The organism is Bacillus sp. PK6-16 (genome assembly GCF_056530295.1).
Map to the genome: position 1 here is coordinate 682,932 of NZ_CP096511.1, position 18,654 is coordinate 701,585.

24 protein-coding genes and 3 pseudogenes are annotated in these 18,654 nt (G+C 34.7%); 14 read left to right on the forward strand and 13 right to left on the reverse strand.

Features of this window, described 5'->3' with window-relative positions; genetic code table 11:
- Positions 1-73 precede the first annotated feature (73 nt).
- Positions 74-307, forward strand: coding sequence for a spore germination protein (locus tag M1D66_RS03440; protein ID WP_041184006.1), 234 nt, complete (start codon positions 74-76; stop codon positions 305-307).
- A gap of 167 nt (positions 308-474) precedes the next feature.
- On the opposite strand, the gene cydB is transcribed toward M1D66_RS03440, so the two are convergent.
- On the reverse strand, positions 475-1,503 hold the full coding sequence (cydB, locus tag M1D66_RS03445) for a cytochrome d ubiquinol oxidase subunit II (protein WP_000017668.1): 1,029 nt from the start codon (positions 1,501-1,503) through the stop codon (positions 475-477).
- Entirely contained in the window at positions 1,493-2,842 is a 1,350-nt protein-coding gene (gene cydA, locus M1D66_RS03450) for a cytochrome ubiquinol oxidase subunit I (RefSeq protein ID WP_001286188.1), read from the reverse strand. Before cydA ends, cydB begins: the two co-directional genes overlap by 11 nt.
- Before the next feature lie 224 nt (positions 2,843-3,066).
- On the opposite strand from cydA, the gene M1D66_RS03455 reads away from it, so the two are divergent.
- Positions 3,067-3,630 carry a beta-class carbonic anhydrase gene (locus M1D66_RS03455; protein WP_000838159.1) on the forward strand — a complete coding sequence of 188 codons (564 nt, stop codon included), beginning with the start codon at positions 3,067-3,069 and terminating at the stop codon, positions 3,628-3,630.
- Here M1D66_RS03455 and yidD read toward each other — a convergent pair.
- A complete protein-coding gene (yidD, locus tag M1D66_RS03460) occupies positions 3,627-3,863 on the reverse strand; it encodes a membrane protein insertion efficiency factor YidD (protein WP_000809330.1) in 237 nt (78 codons plus the stop codon). The two genes, M1D66_RS03455 and yidD, sit on opposite strands and share 4 nt — an antisense overlap.
- A gap of 128 nt (positions 3,864-3,991) precedes the next feature.
- On the opposite strand from yidD, the gene luxS reads away from it, so the two are divergent.
- The 4 genes from luxS to M1D66_RS03480 all read left to right on the forward strand — a co-directional run bounded on the left by luxS (position 3,992) and on the right by M1D66_RS03480 (position 6,362).
- Positions 3,992-4,465, forward strand: a complete 474-nt coding sequence (luxS, locus tag M1D66_RS03465; protein WP_001141371.1) for an S-ribosylhomocysteine lyase LuxS — start codon at positions 3,992-3,994, stop codon at positions 4,463-4,465.
- Positions 4,466-4,589: 124 nt separating this feature from the next.
- Positions 4,590-5,354, forward strand: a complete 765-nt coding sequence (locus M1D66_RS03470; protein ID WP_144596873.1) for a MerR family transcriptional regulator — start codon at positions 4,590-4,592, stop codon at positions 5,352-5,354.
- On the forward strand, positions 5,351-6,046 hold the full coding sequence (locus M1D66_RS03475) for a DMT family transporter (RefSeq protein ID WP_144596871.1): 696 nt from the start codon (positions 5,351-5,353) through the stop codon (positions 6,044-6,046). Before M1D66_RS03470 ends, M1D66_RS03475 begins: the two co-directional genes overlap by 4 nt.
- Before the next feature lies 1 nt (position 6,047).
- Positions 6,048-6,362, forward strand: coding sequence for a DMT family transporter (locus M1D66_RS03480; RefSeq protein ID WP_242554994.1), 315 nt, complete (start codon positions 6,048-6,050; stop codon positions 6,360-6,362).
- A gap of 365 nt (positions 6,363-6,727) precedes the next feature.
- Here M1D66_RS03480 and M1D66_RS03485 read toward each other — a convergent pair whose 3' ends face one another.
- The 3 genes from M1D66_RS03485 to ytzI are packed head-to-tail and all read right to left on the reverse strand — an operon-like array spanning position 6,728 to position 7,340.
- Positions 6,728-6,955 (reverse strand): DUF3953 domain-containing protein, encoded by a 228-nt coding sequence (locus M1D66_RS03485; protein WP_000911651.1) that lies wholly within the window; start codon positions 6,953-6,955, stop codon positions 6,728-6,730.
- A gap of 12 nt (positions 6,956-6,967) precedes the next feature.
- Positions 6,968-7,198 carry a DUF3953 domain-containing protein gene (locus M1D66_RS03490; protein WP_041184005.1) on the reverse strand — a complete coding sequence of 77 codons (231 nt, stop codon included), beginning with the start codon at positions 7,196-7,198 and terminating at the stop codon, positions 6,968-6,970.
- On the reverse strand, positions 7,191-7,340 hold the full coding sequence (gene ytzI, locus M1D66_RS03495; RefSeq protein WP_000472791.1) for a YtzI protein: 150 nt from the start codon (positions 7,338-7,340) through the stop codon (positions 7,191-7,193). The genes M1D66_RS03490 and ytzI overlap by 8 nt, the downstream gene beginning before the upstream one ends.
- Positions 7,341-7,423: 83 nt before the next feature.
- Between ytzI and M1D66_RS03500 the strand changes: the two genes are divergently transcribed.
- The 3 genes from M1D66_RS03500 to M1D66_RS03510 all read left to right on the forward strand — a co-directional run bounded on the left by M1D66_RS03500 (position 7,424) and on the right by M1D66_RS03510 (position 8,954).
- Positions 7,424-7,741: a hypothetical protein gene (locus tag M1D66_RS03500; protein ID WP_000448409.1), complete on the forward strand. Its 318-nt coding sequence runs from the start codon at positions 7,424-7,426 to the stop codon at positions 7,739-7,741.
- Between the two features lie 84 nt (positions 7,742-7,825).
- Positions 7,826-8,305 carry an antimutator 8-oxo-(dGTP/GTP)ase gene (gene mutTA, locus M1D66_RS03505; RefSeq protein WP_000276385.1) on the forward strand — a complete coding sequence of 160 codons (480 nt, stop codon included), beginning with the start codon at positions 7,826-7,828 and terminating at the stop codon, positions 8,303-8,305.
- 112 nt (positions 8,306-8,417) lie between these two features.
- Positions 8,418-8,954 carry a DUF3267 domain-containing protein gene (locus M1D66_RS03510; protein WP_000361287.1) on the forward strand — a complete coding sequence of 179 codons (537 nt, stop codon included), beginning with the start codon at positions 8,418-8,420 and terminating at the stop codon, positions 8,952-8,954.
- A 107-nt stretch (positions 8,955-9,061) separates the two neighbouring features.
- On the opposite strand, the pseudogene M1D66_RS03515 reads toward M1D66_RS03510, so the two are convergent.
- Positions 9,062-9,743 (reverse strand): annotated as a pseudogene (locus M1D66_RS03515) (HAD family hydrolase).
- 92 nt (positions 9,744-9,835) lie between these two features.
- Here M1D66_RS03515 and M1D66_RS03520 point away from each other — a divergent pair.
- Both M1D66_RS03520 and M1D66_RS03525 read left to right on the forward strand, forming a co-directional pair.
- Positions 9,836-10,948, forward strand: a complete 1,113-nt coding sequence (locus M1D66_RS03520) for a hypothetical protein (protein WP_000737820.1) — start codon at positions 9,836-9,838, stop codon at positions 10,946-10,948.
- 227 nt (positions 10,949-11,175) lie between these two features.
- A complete protein-coding gene (locus M1D66_RS03525; protein WP_000849112.1) occupies positions 11,176-11,403 on the forward strand; it encodes a hypothetical protein in 228 nt (75 codons plus the stop codon).
- Between the two features lie 34 nt (positions 11,404-11,437).
- Here the strand turns inward: M1D66_RS03525 and M1D66_RS03530 are convergent, their stop codons facing one another.
- From M1D66_RS03530 to M1D66_RS03540, 3 genes are read right to left on the reverse strand one after another with little or no spacing between them, the layout of a single operon-like run.
- On the reverse strand, positions 11,438-12,244 hold the full coding sequence (locus tag M1D66_RS03530; protein ID WP_000368771.1) for an ABC transporter permease: 807 nt from the start codon (positions 12,242-12,244) through the stop codon (positions 11,438-11,440).
- Positions 12,237-13,001, reverse strand: a complete 765-nt coding sequence (locus M1D66_RS03535) for an ABC transporter ATP-binding protein (RefSeq protein WP_000009021.1) — start codon at positions 12,999-13,001, stop codon at positions 12,237-12,239. The genes M1D66_RS03530 and M1D66_RS03535 overlap by 8 nt, the downstream gene beginning before the upstream one ends.
- Positions 13,002-13,012: 11 nt before the next feature.
- The gene (locus M1D66_RS03540; RefSeq protein ID WP_000733151.1) at positions 13,013-14,020 is read right to left on the reverse strand and encodes an ABC transporter substrate-binding protein; all 1,008 of its coding nucleotides are present in this window, start codon (positions 14,018-14,020) and stop codon (positions 13,013-13,015) included.
- Positions 14,021-14,140: 120 nt separating this feature from the next.
- On the opposite strand from M1D66_RS03540, the gene M1D66_RS03545 reads away from it, so the two are divergent.
- From M1D66_RS03545 to M1D66_RS03555, 3 genes and pseudogenes are all read left to right on the forward strand, one after another.
- On the forward strand, positions 14,141-14,437 hold the full coding sequence (locus tag M1D66_RS03545) for a DUF3986 family protein (RefSeq protein ID WP_000455580.1): 297 nt from the start codon (positions 14,141-14,143) through the stop codon (positions 14,435-14,437).
- A gap of 10 nt (positions 14,438-14,447) precedes the next feature.
- Positions 14,448-14,679 (forward strand): annotated as a pseudogene (locus M1D66_RS03550) (hypothetical protein).
- 381 nt (positions 14,680-15,060) lie between these two features.
- Positions 15,061-17,130 (forward strand): LTA synthase family protein, encoded by a 2,070-nt coding sequence (locus M1D66_RS03555; protein ID WP_086386047.1) that lies wholly within the window; start codon positions 15,061-15,063, stop codon positions 17,128-17,130.
- 210 nt (positions 17,131-17,340) lie between these two features.
- Here the strand turns inward: M1D66_RS03555 and M1D66_RS03560 are convergent, their stop codons facing one another.
- The 3 genes and pseudogenes from M1D66_RS03560 to M1D66_RS03570 form a co-directional block, all read right to left on the reverse strand.
- The gene (locus M1D66_RS03560) at positions 17,341-18,150 is read right to left on the reverse strand and encodes an alpha/beta fold hydrolase (protein WP_000498278.1); all 810 of its coding nucleotides are present in this window, start codon (positions 18,148-18,150) and stop codon (positions 17,341-17,343) included.
- A gap of 15 nt (positions 18,151-18,165) precedes the next feature.
- A pseudogene (locus M1D66_RS03565) lies at positions 18,166-18,510 on the reverse strand (catalase); the annotation flags it as partial.
- The gene (locus M1D66_RS03570) at positions 18,443-18,631 is read right to left on the reverse strand and encodes a catalase (protein WP_086386048.1); all 189 of its coding nucleotides are present in this window, start codon (positions 18,629-18,631) and stop codon (positions 18,443-18,445) included. The gene M1D66_RS03570 and the pseudogene M1D66_RS03565, both read right to left, overlap by 68 nt.
- Between the last annotated feature and the right edge of the window lie 23 nt (positions 18,632-18,654).

The window sequence follows — 18,654 nt, forward strand, 5'->3', positions numbered from 1 at the left end:
CTCAAATTGAGTGCTTTTTCTTATTGAAACATGCTATTTTTCTAGGCGATTTTCATAAAATAAAAGTAAAGAAATGAAAGTGGGTGACAAAATGCCGGCAGTTGTGGAAGGTGTTATTATTGAAAACTGCAATGGAACAATTAATGTAGGGGATAAATATAACGTACAGCCGATTGAAAAGACGAAGGCTTATAATGGATCGGGGTCATCAAATACAGGAATGAAAGTACAAACGTTTAGCGGGATTAGTACGGCGGATGTAAGGGATAATGATGTGAATGATCAGGGGATACAGTTTACCTTATAGTACAATATGTAAAATTGCATAAAATGATGAAGTTGCCCTATGATACAATCTAGCTGTGAGCTGTTAATGATTCTTCTATAGTGTAGTTGTTAGATTAGAAATATAACATCTTATTAAAAATCATACGTATAAAAAAAGACACTTCAAATGAAGTGTCTTTTTTTAACTTAGTGATACCCTTTAGCAGATTCTTTATGAATTTTATTTTTAAAAATACTGTAGCTCCAAAGTTGATATCCAATAACGATTGGTACCATGACCATTGCAACGAAGAACATAATTTTTAAGTTTAATTGACTACCAGCTGCGTTGTATAACGTTGTACTGTATGCATCGTTAATACGAGATGGTAACATTCTTGGGAACATACCTGCAAAGCCAGTTGTCATAAACATTGCGATTGTTAGGCAAACGAATGTGAATGCAAGGCCAATTTTATGTTTGTACACCATAATTAGTGCGAGTACACTCATTAGCATTGCAAGTACTGGAAGAATGAATAGTACCGGATATTCTGTAAAGTTTTGGAATAAGTTTGTTCTATTAGCAGTTGCTACATAGAAAATAGCTAAAATGATAGCAGCTGCCATTGAAAATGGTCTTGCGATTTTATAAGCACGATCAGATACTTCACCAGTCGTTTTAATCATGACCCAAAGGGCACCGGATACGACAAATGTAGCAGTGAAGAAAAGACCACCTAATATACCGTAATGGTTTAGTAAGCTAAGTAAATTTCCTTCATAGCCATTTTTTCCGATTTGTAGTCCGTAATACAAGTTAGCAAATGTAACACCGAATAAAAAGGCGATTAAGAAACTGCCAATTGCAAATGCCCATTTACAAGTTTTTTGCCAAATTGGTGAATCATCTTTATGCATGAATTCCAGTCCAGCGGCACGAGCAAATAGTGCAAGTAATACTAAGAACAACGGTGTATATAAATAACTAAACATATTAGCATATGTGACTGGGAAGGCAGCAAATGTTGCGCCACCAGCTGTAATTAACCATACTTCATTACCGCCCCAGAACGGGCCAATTGCTTCTTGTAATTGATTTCGTTCTTGTCGATCTTTCGTAACGAAAGGAAAAATCATTCCGTTACCAAGTGCATACCCGTCAAGAATGAAGTAAACTGTCCAAATCACGCCCCATAAACCGAACCAGATGATTGCAAGCATATCATGAGACATGAGCCACACCTCCCTCAGTAGCAGGTTCTTCTAATGCGGCAGGTCCTTTTTTCGCGAACTTCAGCATTAAGTATACGTCTGCGATTAAAAGTAAAGTGTAGAACAAAATTAAACTAATTAATGAGAACCAAATTTGCGGTACTGATATAGGCGATACAGATTCTGCTGTACGCATTAGTTTATATACTGTCCATGGCTGGCGACCTACTTCAGCGACGATCCATCCTGCGTTAATCGCGATATAAGGAAGTAAGACAGACCATATTGTAATTTTTAAATAACGTTTTGAGTTTTCTAGTTTTCCTTTTCGGTTTAAATAGAAGCCATACCAAGTTAATGCCATAAAGAACATACCGAGTGCAACCATTAATCGGAAGCTATAATACACGAGGTTAACATTTGGACGTTCATCTTTCGGAATATCTTTTAAACCAACAATTTCGCCATCAAATGAGTTTGTATAGAAGAAGCTTCCGAGTTTTGGAATCGTAAGGAATTCAAAATTCTTCTCGTTTTTCACATCAGGAATTTGAACAATTGAGAAGCCTTGTCCTTTTCCGGTTTCCCAAACTGCTTCCATCGCAGCTCCTTTTGCGGGTTGATATTTAGCCGCTGATACACCAGATTGATGTCCCATAAACGGTGTAATTGTTGCGGCGAATAAGCCTAACATTAAGCCGAACTTAAATGATTTTTTGAAGAATTCAACTTCATTTTTACGTAATAAGTGATAGGCACTAATTGCCATAACGAAGAAAGCACCAACAATATAACAACCAACTACAGTATGGAAGAACATATTCCAAGCGTATGGATTCGTAACGAGTGCCCAGAAATCATTTAATTCAGCGCGGCCGTTACGTACTACGTAGCCAACAGGGTTTTGCATAAAGCCGTTTGCTGTAATAATCCAAAGGGCAGAAATGTTTGTTCCAAGTGCAACCATCCACATGCAGAAGGCACGGAACTTTGGTGAAATTTTGTCTTTACCGAATAACCATATTCCCATGAAAGTAGATTCTAAGAAGAAGGCAACAAGTGCTTCGATTGCGAGAGGTGATCCGAAAATGTCTCCCATATATTTGGAGTACTCAGACCAGTTTGTTCCAAATTGGAATTCCATCGTAATCCCGGTTATAATCCCCATTACGAAGTTAATTGTAAATAATTTACCCCAGAAATTTGCCATTTTGCGGTATGTTGGATTCAATGTGCGGGCGTATTGAGTTTCCATACATGCTACCAAAATAACAAGTCCGATTGTCAAAGGTACAAATAAAAAGTGATAAAAAATAGTAATTGCAAATTGAAAACGACTCAGTAACAGAACGTCGGACATAATGAATATTCACTCCTTTTTTACATTATCTACAATCAGTTTATAGTGAAAATACGTTTAAAGTATGTGAAACTTGTTACAAAGCTGTGTGTATATTTTGAAAGAATTATGTCGATTATCTGAAAATATCTTATTTTTACTATAAAGCGATATCCTTTTTGAGTTTTTCATATTTTGGTACACTATTTATGTAGTGTAAATGAGAGAAAAGAGGGTTCCTTACTATGAAGTCATTAGAAGAGATTTTGCAGTACAATGAGAAATTTGTTGAAGAGAAAAAATATGAAGAGTTTGTAGCGGGGAAATTTCCAAACAAAAAGATGGTAATTATTTCTTGTATGGATACACGACTTGTTGAACTATTACCGAAAGCGATGAATATGCGTAACGGTGATGTGAAAATTATTAAAGTAGCAGGCGCTGTTATTTCACATCCATTTGGAAGTATTATGCGTAGTATTTTAGTCGCTGTATACGAACTTGGCGCTGATGAAGTTTGTGTAGTTGGTCACCATGATTGTGGTATGGCAAAAATTCAAGCAAGCAGTACGATTGAGAAAATGAAAGAACGCGGTATAACAGAAGAGAAATTAGATATGCTTCGTTATTCTGGAATCGATTTAGAACAATTCTTGCGCGGTTTCTCTAGTGTGGAAGAAAGTGTAGAACATAGCGTATCAGTACTTCGCAACCACCCATTACTTCCGGAAGAAGTACCTGTTCACGGTCTTGTTATAGATCCTGATACAGGAAAATTAGATTTAGTTGTAAATGGTTACGACAATTAAGAATTTACTTTGTCATCCTTTTTATCTGGGACAGGATCAAATCCTCCCGGGTGGAAAGGGTGACATTTTAATATACGCTTACAAGTAAGCCAAAAGCCTTTGAATGCACCATGTTTTTGAAACGCCTCTAATCCGTAATGAGAACAAGTCGGATAAAAACGGCATGTTGGTGGTGTCATCGGAGAAATGAATTTTTGATAAAAGCGTATAATCCCAATAAAAATCTGTTTCATAACGGTCTCCTTTTCAGCATATTCTTAAAGTATTATAGCACGACTGTACATAATACTTTACTAATGTGCATTTCCGTTATATCATATTGGATATAACGGAATTAAATTAAAAGCGGGAGAGATGTTGTATGCCATCAGTAGAAAGCTTTGAATTAGATCATACGATTGTAAAGGCACCTTATGTAAGACATTGCGGAGTTCACAATGTAGGTAGTGACGGTATTGTAAATAAATTCGATATTCGTTTCTGCCAACCGAATAAACAAGCAATGAAACCAGATGTTATTCATACGTTAGAACATTTATTAGCATTTAATTTACGTAAATATATTGATCGTTATCCGCACTTTGATATTATCGATATTTCACCGATGGGCTGCCAAACAGGATATTATCTTGTAGTAAGCGGAACACCGACAGTACGAGAAATTATTGATTTATTAGAACTAACATTAAAAGATGCGGTTCAAATTACAGAAATTCCAGCTGCAAATGAAACACAATGTGGTCAAGCGAAGCTTCACGATTTAGAAGGAGCACAACGCTTAATGAACTTCTGGTTAAGCCAAGATAAAGATGAACTTGAGAAAGTGTTTGGATAAAAAGGAAAACTGCCTGTGAAAGGGCAGTTTTTTTATTTGTAGAATTGTATGTATGGAGAGTATTGACTTTAACGTATACGTCAAAGTTTATAGTAGGGTTAAATAGAGTGCAAAGGAGGAAGTGATGGATAAGTATAGCATTGGGGAGATTTCAAAAGAAACGAATGTAACGACGAGAACACTTAGATATTATGAGGAAATTGGATTGTTAAAACCATCGTACGTTGCCGAGTCAGGGTATCGCTACTATTCAAAAGATGATGTGATTACATTACAGCAAATCACGACTTTTAAAAAGCTTGGTTTTAAGCTGTCGGAAATAAAAGAAGTATTAAAAGAAAAAAAGGGGATTTCAGAAGAAGAAAGATGGAAAAGTGCAATTCAAAATGAAATTCAAACAATACAAGCGGAAGTAAAAAGATTACAGGATTTAGAAAAGCTACTATATACAACATTTCATGCCATTGAATTAACAGGAGAGCTTAGAACAGAAGATTTAATGTTATTTATAAAATCAGTACAGGGAATTGATCAGAGAGAAAAGTTTAGGAAAAGCTATTTTACTGAGGAAGAAAAGCAAATCATTCAGGATTTACCAACGTTTGAAGAAGATGACGAAAGAATGAAAGAGTGGTTACAAGTATTAAGAGAAATTCGACAGTGTATAAATGAACCAGTAGATTCACCAGAAATGCAACAATTGGCGGAAAAAGTAGTGACTTTTTCAATGCATGTATTTCAAGAAGATGAACAATTAATAAATAAGTATTGGGAATTAATTAGACCTGAAGAGGGAGAAATTGCAAAAGTATATGGACTTGATTCGGAAACAATGAAGTATATAGACGAAATGGTGGAGTATTATTTGAAAAAGGAGGAAGATAAATGACAGCCACGCAAAAAGAAAAGCTATATGGAAAGGAGCACGCACGATTAGAGCGGCAATACTTTTATAAACATGTGGGGATTTTTGTTTTTGCGCAGCTTCTATTTATTTTTTTAGTAGGACTTGTACCAGCTCAGGAGTTACCAAGCGGTTCCTATTTTCTTCATATGAAAGAGTGGATTTTAAACAAAAAAATTGGCTTTTATCAAAATGAAACGATTAATACGATGATCAGTATTTGGACATCAGTACTTATTATCCATTTTATTTGGGCGATGTCTTACATTCTTTTTCCGAAAAAGAAACGTATTTCTGCAAAACAAGAAACAAGACAAGAGATAAAAGAAGAAGTGAAAAAGGAAAAGGAAATTAGTATAAATAGCGCATGGATGTATCTAGTATTTGGCGGCTTAATTGAAATATATTGGGCGACAGGATTAAAAACAAATTCGATGAGTATTTTGACGCTTATCGCAATTTTAGTGAGCTTTAACTTACTGATTGAAGCGACTAAAAAAATTCCAATTGGTACGGCATATGCAGTATTTACTGGAATTGGAACAGTTGGAACGATATTAGTAGATATTTTATATTTCAAAGAAGCATTTTCGCTCATCAAAATTCTCCTCGTTTGCTTATTAGCACTATTTATTATCGGATTGAAATTTAGTGGGGATAAGGAAGAGGTGAAATAAAATGGCGTGGGTCTATTTAATTGTAGCTGGGCTTTTTGAAATTGTCGGTGTAATCGGGATAAAGAAAGTCGCAAAAAATAATAATTGGACGAATAATATTATTTTAATAGGTGGATTTATTATTAGTTTTCAATTTTTAACGATGGCGCTTCAAGAGATTCAACTATCCATCGCATATGCTGTTTGGACAGGAATTGGAACGCTCGGGGCAGCGGTTGTCGGTATTTTATTCTTTCAAGAACCGAAAAATACTTTTCGGATTATTTGTATCGTTGGGATTATGGGGACGATTATTGGATTGAAAATGGTGAGTTAAAGAAGAGCGGGAATGCCCTTCTTTTTTATGAAAGTATAAGATGAACTCCAACATATAAAATAGCGGTAGAACAGAGGAAATAATTATAAATGCTAAATTGATCGAAATTTTATTCTACATGTAGCGAAAGTAGTTTGATATTAAAAAGAAGAATATGAGACTAGAAACGAAAAAATACGGGATACTCATTAATTCCTAGAAGAATAAAGGAACAACTGAGAATAAATTGTACGTATGGGAGAAGTGAAAAATTATCGGTAAAATGGACATAAGTGCTTAGAGTGAGTAAGAGAAGCATGAGAAATGCTAAAAAAATCCATAATATAGTTAGAGTTAGCATTGTATAGCCCTCTTTAGACCATTTACTAGAATATTTCTGTGAAACCAATAAATAAAGCAGCGGCTCCTGCTAGTAGAGCGAGCACACTACCTCCTGTTTGCTGTTTTAATATTTCCTCTAAACTTATGGTGAGGGCCATACCTCCTAAAAAGATGAACATATAAGGCATTATTTCTCTATTACCAGTAAAAAATCCATAGATTGCTATAGATAAGGCAATAAGTGATAAAGTAATCCGTCCCCCTTTTAGCATAAAAGACCTCCTCTATTTTATGTAGGTAATAATGAGAACAATCCAAATGAAAGCACCGGCAATAATACAAATAAGTCCAGTTGCTGATTCCTTTTTCTTTATTTGTTCAAATGCGATGAGAAACATTAAAGCCCCTAATAGAAATTGTGAAAGAGGTAAAAAATTATTTTGACCTGTATATGATCCAATTGCCGACATAACGATCACAGTGAGTGCTACTATGATGCGAAGTATATTAGGAATTCTCCTTATTCTTTTTTGTATAAGGATTGTCTTCTAGTTTATCGACGGAATGTTTATAAGCATAGCCTTTATTAATTGTCATGATGGAGAGTACGAGGATGATTAGGACGATGATAATACCGATAATTAATATTTTGAACATAAAATCCCTCCTTTTCTTTATTTTACATAATTTTGTAATTGATGAAAACAATAGAAATTAAAAGGATGAAAGAAGGGTGTTACATGGAGACGAAAAAAACATATTATATATCAATAGGAAACGGTCAAATTTCACAAGTGAAGACGGCGGATACGTATAATTTTGAGATTTCCGCAAATGATGAGGAAATTACGGAATTAAGAGAGCACTTCGATCAAGCATATGTAGAAGATTTAGGTTCATTTGTACGCTCCCACGTTCCATTTGTTGAGTATCATCACGATTCAAATAATGACCGATATGATGAACAACTACAAAAAGCATATAAAATGATTTACGATTTAGGAAATCATGAGACGAAAGAATTAGTCGCGCAAATGGGAATAATCAATGGATTGTAATTGGATAATATTATGCAGAAAAGCGAGAATATGCTACAATTTGTGGTAGGAAAAACTTGTAACCATCAATAGGGGAGTAATGGCATGTACAAATTTAAAGATTATTACCACAACACTGTACAATTATCGTTTGAACGTTATCCATTTTCTCCTGAGCCAAAGCATGTTTGGGTTGTATGCCGGTACGGGGATCAATGGTTATTAACGCATCATTTACGTCGCGGTCTTGAATTTCCAGGTGGTAAAGTAGAACTAGGGGAAACACCGGAAGAAGCGGCAGTTCGAGAGGTTCATGAAGAAACCGGCGGCATAGTTTCTGATTTAACTTACTTAGGACAATACAAAGTATCTGGAAAAGACAAAATAATCATTAAAAACATTTATTTTGCAACAATTAGTGCGGTAGAAGAACATACGCATTACGAAGAAACGAAAGGGTCTGTTTTATTAAAAGACATTCCTGACAACATTAAAACGAATAGAAAATTTAGCTTTATAATGCGCGATGACGTATTAGCGCGTACGATGAAACATATAGAAGAAATCGGCTGTTTTACGAAGTAAAGTAGCCGGTTTCTTTTTTTGTATGTAAGAATAAATGTAAATATATCTTTATATTATTTTGGTTATATTATACAATTTTGTAAAGATATATTTACATTTTAGGAGGGGGAAGATGGATAAAAGAAAAGAAACGACTGTTACTGTGTCGATGGTTAAATTAAACTTTTCTTTATTTTTTATAATAATTGCTTTGTCGTTTGGAATTGGTTATTTGCATATATTTCTTTCAGGTGGGGTTCAAGTTGAAGTTACATTATTAACGATGTTTCTTTTTATTATCGCAATGATTGTTCTCGTTTGTATTCATGAAGCGATACATTTAATTGGCTTTCGCTATATCGGAGGTGTTCCGTGGAGTGAACTAAAATGGGGCGTTAATTGGAAATTAGGTGTTGCATATGCTCATTCTAAACAGGCGGTTACAGTAAAGCAAATGAAGAAAGTGTTAATGCTTCCGTTTTTACCAACTGGAATTTTGCCAATTGTATTGGGATTAGCTATGAATCTGGAGCCACTCTCATTTTTAGGAATTCTACTAACAGCAGGGTGTATCGGCGACATAGCCTTATATCAAAAAGTTTCAAAGTTTCCAGATGATGCGCTAGTAAAAGATCATCCGAGTAAACCACAGTTTACAGTATATGAATAATAAAGAAAGAGGAGGCGTTTTTGAATAACTGCCTCCTCTTCCTTTATTATCACTTTTTGTCGGTAAATCGATATATTGTGAAAATCATTGATATAATTTAATTACTGTTATTGTGTTTTTATCTCCACCTCTAAAAACGAAAGCACCTCCAACAAATCATCTACGATACGTGAATGCTTAAAATTCCCCCAAAACGAATCTTTTTTCCAAACACCAAGAATCCCTACTTGTTCAGAACCTAGCACATCGTTTTCTGGATGATCTCCAACATAAAGACATTCTTCTGCCTTCACATCTAGTCTTTGCAAAGCACGTTCGAAAATTTCAAGGTGAGGTTTTTTAATTCCTTCAGCTTCTGAAACGAAAATGGTGTTTGTATACGTATGTATACGTATGTATATGTAGTGCTCGAAGGTTGCTCATCTGAAATTCAGTAAAACCATTTGTGATAATACCAATTTTAATGTTTTGCTGTTTTAACTGTTGAAGTAGTTCATGCGTGTTTTTGAAAGGAATACAATGATGTTGGAAGTTTGTAATATAGTCGTGTAGCAGTTGCTCTTGCGTTAAAGTAGTAATGTTGTATTCGGAAAGGAGAGTAGCATATACTTTATCCTTCCACGTATAGCCATTATTATCGAGTTCAAGAAATCGAGAACAATACTCTGATTTCTCTATGCTCTTCAAATGTGAGGCGAAGCGATTATATTGCTCACAAATAAATTGTTCTAAAGATTGGCGCCGATCTAATAGTGTTCCATCTAAGTCGAATAAGATTGCACGAATCATGAGAAGCCTCCTTGGAGTTTTTATAATTAATTATCGCATATTCGTAAAAAAATGATTATGATATTTTGTAGAATGGAATAATGGGGGATTGTATGAAGAAACTGTATGGCAAGTTAGTGTGTTGTATTATAGCAAGCGGTTTAGTTGCAGGATGCGATAGTGCTATCGAGGTTACGAAAGAAAAAGAAATTTGTAAAACAGAAGAAGAGTGCACGCAAATAGGAGATAAAACATTACAAAAAGTATATAAAAAGATAGAGGGACTTTCAGAACTTGAAAAAGTAGAGGATTATGACATAGAAGAGTATGAAAGTATGAATATGAAAGAGGCGGAACAGAAAAAAGAAGAGGATAACAATTACTTCTTTTTAGCTTCGTATTATATCGATGATGATGAAATTGTAGATCCTTATTTTGAAAAATTGGATCGTAAGAGATTGAATAAAGTTTTTGCAGATGATGAAGTAGCAAAAGATGATTTGTTAAGCCAGCGGCAAGATAGAGAGTATCATGAAACGTTATGGGACATGTATCGCACTCTCATTCCAGTGAAATATCGTGAGAATATAACAGGATTGGATTTAATAACGGATGGTTATGACGGCGTTGTTGCCCATGTCATGCCAAGTATGGATGACCCGAGAGATTGGGTGCTTAGTTTAGATGTGCTGGATTCTGGGGTGAATATAGATGAAGTGATGAAAACATTAATTCATGAAACGGCTCACGTATTAACGATTGGGCATAAACAAGTACCAGTGGATAGGAAATATTTAGAGGCGTTTGATGAAGAAAAAGACATTTCATCATATCGAAATAAATGTAAAACGGTGTTCTTGAAAAATGGATGTGCGAGAAAAACTTCGTATATTAACCAATTTTATAATGAATTTTGGAAACCAATTGAGCAAGAGTGGACAGAAAAGAAAGTAGAAGAAAGTGAAGAGGCACAAATTGAATTTTATAAAGAAAAGCATGATGATTTTGTATCGCTATATGGAACAACAAATGTAACGGAAGATATCGCAGATACATTTACAGCGTTCATTTTACAAGATTCAAAAAAGGTGAAAGAAGGAACAGAGTTAAAATATAAGAAAATTGCTTTCTTCTATCAGTTCCCTGAGCTTGTAAAAATGAGAGCGGAAGTGCTGTCGGGATTATATGATGTTTCAAAAACGATAGAACAACAAAGTGGAGACTAATGTGAGGTATGCTTTCGATATAGTTTCGTTAAAGAAAAGCGTGAAGAATTTTTAATTCTTTGCGTTTTTTTATGTTGATAAAATTGAAAATTCTGTATTTTTATCAAAAAGAAGAAGGAACTGGAGGCACAAAAGAGAATTAGTATAAAAATGTCACAATTTAGACACAATTATAATGCGCGTGTTGTAGGGACTATAAGTTTACTCTCGAGGAGGTAATGAAACGTATGAAAACGATTCTTGCTGTTGCTGGTCTCATTTGGGTAATGTCTCACGGTTTTCCGATTTTTGAAGGGGAGCAAATTCGTAGTGCTTTGAATGAAAAGTTTAATGATTATCATGTGATAGATCGAAAAGATAATGTCGTTACAGTACGTGTGAAAGACTGTTTCCATACAGTTACGGTTGCGGATGGAAACATTACAAATGAAACGAAAATGTGTGATAAAAGGTAAAAGAAAGAAGCTGACTATAGCGCACTGTTTTGAGTCAGCTTCTTTTTCTTTTTCCAATTAGAATTTTTTCAAATGCCTCAACAAATACATACATAAGAGTTGCAAGAACACATGTGAGTAGTACGCTAAGTAAGACGAGTGTGAAGTTAAAGACTTGGAATCCGTAGCTAATTAAGTAGCCAAGTCCTTGTTTGGAAACGAGAAGTTCTCCGAAAATAACACCGACCCAGGATAAACCAACATTTACTTTTAACGTTGAGATAATTGCTGGAAAGGATGCAGGGAGAACGACTTGCTTATAACATTGCCATTTATTTGCGCCAAATGTATCCATCACTTTTATATAGTTAGAATCGACTTCTTGAAATGCACTGTAAATAACGAGAATGGTAATGATGATGGAAATGATTACGCCCATTGCGATAGAAGATGAAATGTTTGGACCGAAAATAACGATGATGATTGGACCGAGTGCAACTTTTGGCATTGCATTTAGGACGACGAGGTAAGGATCAAGTACGCGGGCTAGAAGTGGCATCCACCAAAGAAACGTGGCAATAATAGCACCGAGTACCGTTCCGAGAATGAAACCTACTCCTGTTTCCAGCAATGTCGTCCATATGTGGACCCAAAGTGAACCGTCGATCCATTTCGTTAAGAAGAGATCCCAAATACTCGAAGGAGAACTAAAGAGTAAAGGATCGATCCATTCTTTTTTGCTAGCTATTTCCCATAGTGCAAAGAAAAGAATAAGTAGTAAAAGCTGTAGTGAGCGAGCAATCCAAGCACGCCTGCGTTCTTTCTTTCGAAATTGTTCATGTAGTTGTTTTATATTATCCAAGTCGTTCCAGCTCCTTCCATATATCTTGAAAGAGGGCTGGGAAATCGTAGTGATGGCGTGCTTCTAACGGTGATAAAGAACGGATACTTTCCGGGACGATAAAGGTTTTCGCGATTTTTCCAGGATTCGCTTGAAGTAAATAAATACGATCACTCATCGCAATCGCCTCTTCAATATCGTGAGTAACAAGTAGTGATGTTTTCTTATATTTATTTAGTAAGTTGAAAACGAGTTCTTCTAGTTTTAATTTCGTTTGATAATCGAGTGCGGAGAATGGTTCATCTAGTAATAAAATTTTCGGATCAGTTGCTAACGTTCGAACGAGAGCGGCACGTTGACGCATACCGCCGGATAGTTCACGAGGATATTGTCCTTCTACCCCATGTAGACCGACTTGCTTTAAAAGGTTTAAAGTATGTTCTTTCATTTGTTCATCATAAATCCTTCGAATATGAAGTCCAAGCATAATATTTTCTTCAATCGTTTTCCACGGGAATAAGTAATCTTGCTGCAACATATATCCCATAGATGATGTTTTCATTGTAATTGGTTCACCATCTAAAAAGACAATACCATCAATTGGATCAAGTAACCCAGCAATGATTGAGAGGAGCGTTGTTTTACCGCAACCACTTGGGCCGAGTATAGAAATAAATTCGCCTTCTTCCACTTGTAAGCTCATATCTTCAAGAATAAGTTTGGCATTCTCTTTTGCAAAAAAGCAGTGAGAAACGTTACGTATTTGTAAAAAACTCATACAATTCGCCTCTATTTCTTAATAACGCTTTCGGCAATTTTTGTATTGACGAGCGCTTCATGTGGGACTTCTTTTTGTAATTCACCAGCGTCTTTCATAATCGTTTGGAGCTGTTTCCATTCTTCCGCATCTAGTAGTGGATTTGTCGCATAAGAATGTTGCTTTTTATACCGTTCAATTACTTTTACTGTAATGTCTTTTGAAGTGTCTTTAAATAGCGGGGAAACAGCATCAGCAATCTCTTCTGGACTATGTGTATCAACCCATTGCTGTGCTTTATAGAGCGCACGTGTGAACTTTTCAGCAGCAGCTTTATCTTTCTTTAAGAAACTTTCTTTTGCCATGAATGTTGTATAAGGAACAGTACCAGATTCATTTCCGAATGAAGCGACGATATAACCTTTACCTTCTTTTTCGAATATGCTTGCAGTCGGTTCAAAGAGCTGGACAAACTCTCCTGTACCAGATGCAAAGGCATTTGCAATATTAGCAAATTCGATATTTTGAATTAAGTTCGTATCTTTGCGAGGATCAATGCCATTTTTCTTTAAAACGTATTCCCCAACCATTTGCGGCATGCCGCCTTTACGCTGTCCTAAAAATGTAACACCTTTTACGTCATTCCAATTAAAAGAGTCTAGTTTTTTACGTGAAACTAAAAATGTCCCATCTGTTTGTGTAAGCTGTGCAAAGTTAATGACAGGGTCTTTCGCTCCTTGTTGATGAACGTAAATAGATGTTTCAGAACCGACGAGAGCAATATCAATTCCGCCAGATAATAGGGCGGTCATCGTTTTATCGCCACCAGCTGTTGTTTGTAGGTCAATATTTAGTCCTTCATCTTTAAAAAATCCTTTTTCAATCCCGACATATAATGGGGCATAGAAGAGAGAATGGGTAACTTCGCCGACGCGAATGTTTTGGGTTTGTTCTTTCGTACTTTCTTTTTTACTACTACAAGCAGCAAAAGTAAAAACAGCTAGTAACATGATGCAAAAAATCGCGATTAATTTTTTCACTATATAACACCTCCCAGAAGTCACTCTACAAGCATGATATGTAGGTAAGTGCCCATATGTGAGTGTAGATAGCAGGAATTTTTTTGGAGGTAAAGAAGTACAAATATAAGGGGTGATAAAATGGAGTACGAATACGATGATAGCGTACATTTACATCTTGATTATTTCGGGACAGAATGTGATATGGAATCGATTGCTTATAAGAGGAAGAATGAAGACGTATGGGATGTGTATTTTAATTTTGGAGTATACGGTATTCAGAAAGACGATGTAGAGTTAGGTAGGTTTATGGATGAATATGCCGGTTATTACGTTTTTTCTGTACATGCTCGCGATCTTAGTTGGGAATTTGGAAGTGCCCAGTTTGAAGAGTGGGTTTTGAAAAATCGGATAGTAGAAAAAACGCTACAAAAATAGGAGGAATTTTGTGATTGGATTTCTCATCTTATTATTTATTTTTGTGGCCGGATTTTTTATTATGCAAATGCTTATTTACCGATTTGTAAAGAAAAACATCCATAAATATACAAAAATAAAATGGTTTCATATGTGGCTACATATGAATATGAAAAAAAGGCCCGAGATTAGATTTTTTTGATTTTGTAGTTACAGTACTCGTATGTATCGTATGGAAAATATGGCTGCTTCCTTTTATATAATACACATGCTAATCATCTTCTCTTTTATCATAAAATAACGAAAAGAACCTGTCTTGTGGCGGGTTCTTTTCGTTATAGTAATTGTTGTTAAAAACGTACAACGCTTGTCTATTAATTCTTTCGTATTTTCATGTCGAATCTTTAATAGCATTAAGGATTTCTAAAAAATAGTTATTATATCATAAAGTGGAGTGCTGAAATTAAGTTTTTCAAGAATGAGTAATTTGTATGCCACAATTTAACTATTGATTAAGGAAGTATTAAGGAAATATATTTATAGTAGAAGCAAGTTTGCAGACGAAATATAGGATATATGTTATTTTAATACAAATAGTTTTTTCGATGCGAGGTGAAATTAATACATAGAAAAGAGGGAATGAATTGAAGTATGGTTCTACACTTTTTCATCTTCCAAAAAGAAATATATTAATTTCTAGCATTATAAGTAGTATGGTGACTTTATTAGTAATAACTATGCTGTTTATGATTTTAAAGGTTTTTAATTTAGACATGATGAAAGATCATTTAAATCAAAAGCTTGTTTTAAGTGTTATGATGATTTTCATATGGGGCATAACGTTTTATATTACGCATTTCAATAAAAAAGAGATGCCTATACTTAGAGCATCCCTACGAGTGCATTTTATATTATTTTTGCTAGCTCATACAGTAGCGTTATTTTATATTGTCATGCAAGTTAATATGAGTTTCATAGAGGCAATGAATTGGATTTACTTTTATAATATGCAGTTTATATTAAGTTTTGTAGTAATTTATGCAATATATATTCTTGTATATAATTTAATAGGTAAGGTTTTTCTAAGTATGGTTTTAACGAGCTGTACGTTAGTCATTTTATGTATTGTGAATTATTTGAAGCTTATTTTCAGAGGTGATCCGTTATATCCTTCTGATTTTACACAAATTACGCATATGCAATCTGTTATACCGATGGTGATGGACTATTTTAGTTGGAGTTATATTTTTGTCATTATCTTAAGTATCGTAGCTTGTATTGTAGCAGGGATATATATGAGAAGGTATATTCAAAATGTAAAGATTCATCTAGGAATAAGAGCCTTATTAGTAGTAGGGTCTATTTTTGTTCTATATGCGTATGGTAATTTTGCGAATACATTTATGAATAAAGTATTTCAAAAATCAGGTGTAGATTTTGTTTTGTGGAATCAAAATGAGAACTATGCTTCAAATGGTTTTGTACTTGGGTTTATTAGCAATTTAGATACAACAGTTATGGAAAAACCAAAAAATTATTCTAAAGAAAATATGCTTCAAATAGCAAACGATATAAACAAACAATATAGTGGAAATATAGGGAGCCAAAAGAAAAAAGAGAAACCGAATATTATTTTTGTAATGAGTGAATCGTTTTGGGATCCGACGAAAGTAACCAACCTTTCTTTTAGTGAAGATCCTGTGCCAAATTTACATCATTATATAGAAAACTTTCCTGGTGGACAAACTATTTCTCCTACATTTGGGGGGAATACGGCGAACGTTGAATTTGAGGCATTAACAAGTTATTCAATGAGTTTGTTAAAGCCAGGTTCTATACCATATCAGCAGGTTATTACAAATAAGAAAGAAATTCCATCAATCCCTACAGCGTTGAAAAAAGAAGGTTATTATACAAGTGCAATTCATTCATTTGGTCGCACATTCTTTAAACGTGATGATGTATATAAGGTGTTAGGGTTTGATAAGTTTAATGCAGAGGACACGATGGAAAATGTGGATATTGATGGAGATTATATTAGTGATTTAGCGATGAGTAAAGAGATAATTGCTGAGTTAGAGAAACAAAAACAACCTACATTTATTCATGCAGTTACGATGCAAAATCATTTTCCATTTACAGAGGGCCGATTTGGTGAAAACCTAATCGAAATTAGCGGTCTAGAAAATGAAGAATCAAAGGGAGAATTAGAGACGTATACAGAAGGATTAAGACGTTCAGATGAGGCTCTTCAATATTTAATAGAGCAACTAGATAATTTTGATAGACCTACATTATTAGTATTCTTTGGAGATCATCTTCCATCATTAGGAACAAATAAATCTTTTTATAAAGAAAATGGGTATATAACGAATGAAAAAACATCGAATGAACGTTTAGCGATGGCGCAAACGCCGCTATTAATGTATGCAAACTTTGATATGCCAAATGATAATTTAGGTTTAGTAAGCCCAATTCATTTTTCTAATCTTATTTTTGATTATGCAGGATTAAATAAATCCTTATTTTATCAATTTTTATCGGAACTTTACAAGGAAATACCAGTGCTTAGAGATGAATTAAAAGTTGATAAAAATGGAGAAGTAATCAATGATTTAACAAAGAAACAAAAAGAAATGTTAGAGCAATATAAAATGCTCCAATATGATTTACTCGTCGGAAATCAATATAGTAAAGATATCCTCTTTAAATAAAAGAAACAAAAAGAACTTGTATAACGATACAAGTTCTTTTTTCATAGTATTTAACGGGGTAACCAGACAAGCTGGGTTTAGGGAGTATTACCTGTACATTTAGTATATATGAAAATGTAATCGTTTTATTTGTGTATTTGTGAGAAATATGTGAATTTTATGTTTTGTGAAAAATCGATTGTATTAACTTTCGTTCTTGTATTGCAGTTGTTATGCATGTAAAAATTTTATCAGTTCTTTATTTAATTCATCCGCTTGATCGATTGGTGAACCATGACCACTATTTGTAAGAGCATGTAACTGAGAATTTTTAATTCGTTGCTGCGTAAGCTCAGCACTTTTGTAAGGAATTAGTTGGTCGTGAACGCCGTGGAAGATTTTTGTTGGGACGTTAATTTTATTTAAATCTTTCGTTACATCTTCATTTGCAGCTGCTTGTAAAATTTTTATAAGGGCATAAGAAGCGGACTGCATACCGAGATAAGAAAACCATTCAAGGGTTGCAGCCCCTAAGTTTCTATTAAAAAAGGATAAAGATACATCATTTAAAAATTTTGGTAAATTAGCATACATTTGATTAATGAGAGCATCTGCTTGTTCTTTCGGTACACCGTAAGGGGACTCTTGATTTTTAACGAAAGAGGGGGAGACAGCGTCAATTAATGCGAGCTTAGAAATGCGGCGCCCATTATAGCGAGACATATAGCGAATAGAAAGAGCACCACCAACTGAGAAACCGACTAATGTAGCGTTCTCTACTTGAAGTGCTTCCAGAACAATTGCGATATCATCCGCTAATCGATCATACGTGTAACCAGTCCATGGCTTATCAGATTGTCCATTCCCTCGTATATCCATGGCGATACAGCGAAAGCCATGCTCTGGTAAAACATTGAGTTGATATTGGTACATTTGATGATTTAAAGGCCATCCGTGAACGAAGAAAACAGTCTTACTACCTGGACCAGGATTAACGTCTTGCACAAAAATATGCACATCTTTCTCGACAGTAACAAACATAAATTTCCCCCTATTTTATGAATATGCTCTATCCCAAAAGCGTTGTTTTGTCATAGCTTTAATAAATTCATTTGCTAGCCTCGTAGGGTCTTGTTCTATTAGAACACCAGGCTTTCCTTCGATATTTAAAGATTGAATAATAGAAGAGCCGTTTTGGAAGGAGCCAATCGGCTTAAAGTGATTATATGATTCTACGACAAATGAACTTGCTTTGTTAAGAAAATGATCATCCATCTCTCCGCCGATAAGAAGTAATCCATCATAAAGGAGTGGTGAGCCTGTTAAGAAAGTATCATTTACTTCCCACTGTCCATTTGGCGTTCCTTGCACTATGCCTAATCGTTCTGAAACGATCACTGGCAGTTAAAGAGTTTTCATCGTTTGAAATTTTAATACCTGTATTTGTTGTCATCTCCTTTCCTTCATTTTCACGCATGAAAGATTGGAGTTGTTCGGTCTTTTTATTTTTTTTGCCATCCATAAAAAATACCTCCCATAATATAC

Excerpts from the sequence above, each read along its gene's own strand:
- M1D66_RS03440 (WP_041184006.1), top strand. The coding sequence starts at position 74 with ATGAAAGTGGGTGACAAAATGCCGGCAGTTGTGGAAGGTGTTATTATT.
- cydB (WP_000017668.1), bottom strand. The coding sequence starts at position 1,503 with ATGTCTCATGATATGCTTGCAATCATCTGGTTCGGTTTATGGGGCGTG.
- cydA (WP_001286188.1), bottom strand. The coding sequence starts at position 2,842 with ATGTCCGACGTTCTGTTACTGAGTCGTTTTCAATTTGCAATTACTATT.
- M1D66_RS03455 (WP_000838159.1), top strand. The coding sequence starts at position 3,067 with ATGAAGTCATTAGAAGAGATTTTGCAGTACAATGAGAAATTTGTTGAA.
- yidD (WP_000809330.1), bottom strand. The coding sequence starts at position 3,863 with ATGAAACAGATTTTTATTGGGATTATACGCTTTTATCAAAAATTCATT.
- luxS (WP_001141371.1), top strand. The coding sequence starts at position 3,992 with ATGCCATCAGTAGAAAGCTTTGAATTAGATCATACGATTGTAAAGGCA.
- M1D66_RS03470 (WP_144596873.1), top strand. The coding sequence starts at position 4,590 with ATGGATAAGTATAGCATTGGGGAGATTTCAAAAGAAACGAATGTAACG.
- M1D66_RS03475 (WP_144596871.1), top strand. The coding sequence starts at position 5,351 with ATGACAGCCACGCAAAAAGAAAAGCTATATGGAAAGGAGCACGCACGA.
- M1D66_RS03480 (WP_242554994.1), top strand. The coding sequence starts at position 6,048 with ATGGCGTGGGTCTATTTAATTGTAGCTGGGCTTTTTGAAATTGTCGGT.
- M1D66_RS03485 (WP_000911651.1), bottom strand. The coding sequence starts at position 6,955 with ATGCTAAAAGGGGGACGGATTACTTTATCACTTATTGCCTTATCTATA.
- ytzI (WP_000472791.1), bottom strand. The coding sequence starts at position 7,340 with ATGTTCAAAATATTAATTATCGGTATTATCATCGTCCTAATCATCCTC.
- M1D66_RS03500 (WP_000448409.1), top strand. The coding sequence starts at position 7,424 with ATGGAGACGAAAAAAACATATTATATATCAATAGGAAACGGTCAAATT.
- mutTA (WP_000276385.1), top strand. The coding sequence starts at position 7,826 with ATGTACAAATTTAAAGATTATTACCACAACACTGTACAATTATCGTTT.
- M1D66_RS03510 (WP_000361287.1), top strand. The coding sequence starts at position 8,418 with ATGGATAAAAGAAAAGAAACGACTGTTACTGTGTCGATGGTTAAATTA.
- M1D66_RS03520 (WP_000737820.1), top strand. The coding sequence starts at position 9,836 with ATGAAGAAACTGTATGGCAAGTTAGTGTGTTGTATTATAGCAAGCGGT.
- M1D66_RS03525 (WP_000849112.1), top strand. The coding sequence starts at position 11,176 with ATGAAAACGATTCTTGCTGTTGCTGGTCTCATTTGGGTAATGTCTCAC.
- M1D66_RS03535 (WP_000009021.1), bottom strand. The coding sequence starts at position 13,001 with ATGAGTTTTTTACAAATACGTAACGTTTCTCACTGCTTTTTTGCAAAA.
- M1D66_RS03545 (WP_000455580.1), top strand. The coding sequence starts at position 14,141 with ATGGAGTACGAATACGATGATAGCGTACATTTACATCTTGATTATTTC.
- M1D66_RS03560 (WP_000498278.1), bottom strand. The coding sequence starts at position 18,150 with ATGTTTGTTACTGTCGAGAAAGATGTGCATATTTTTGTGCAAGACGTT.
- M1D66_RS03570 (WP_086386048.1), bottom strand. The coding sequence starts at position 18,631 with ATGGATGGCAAAAAAAATAAAAAGACCGAACAACTCCAATCTTTCATG.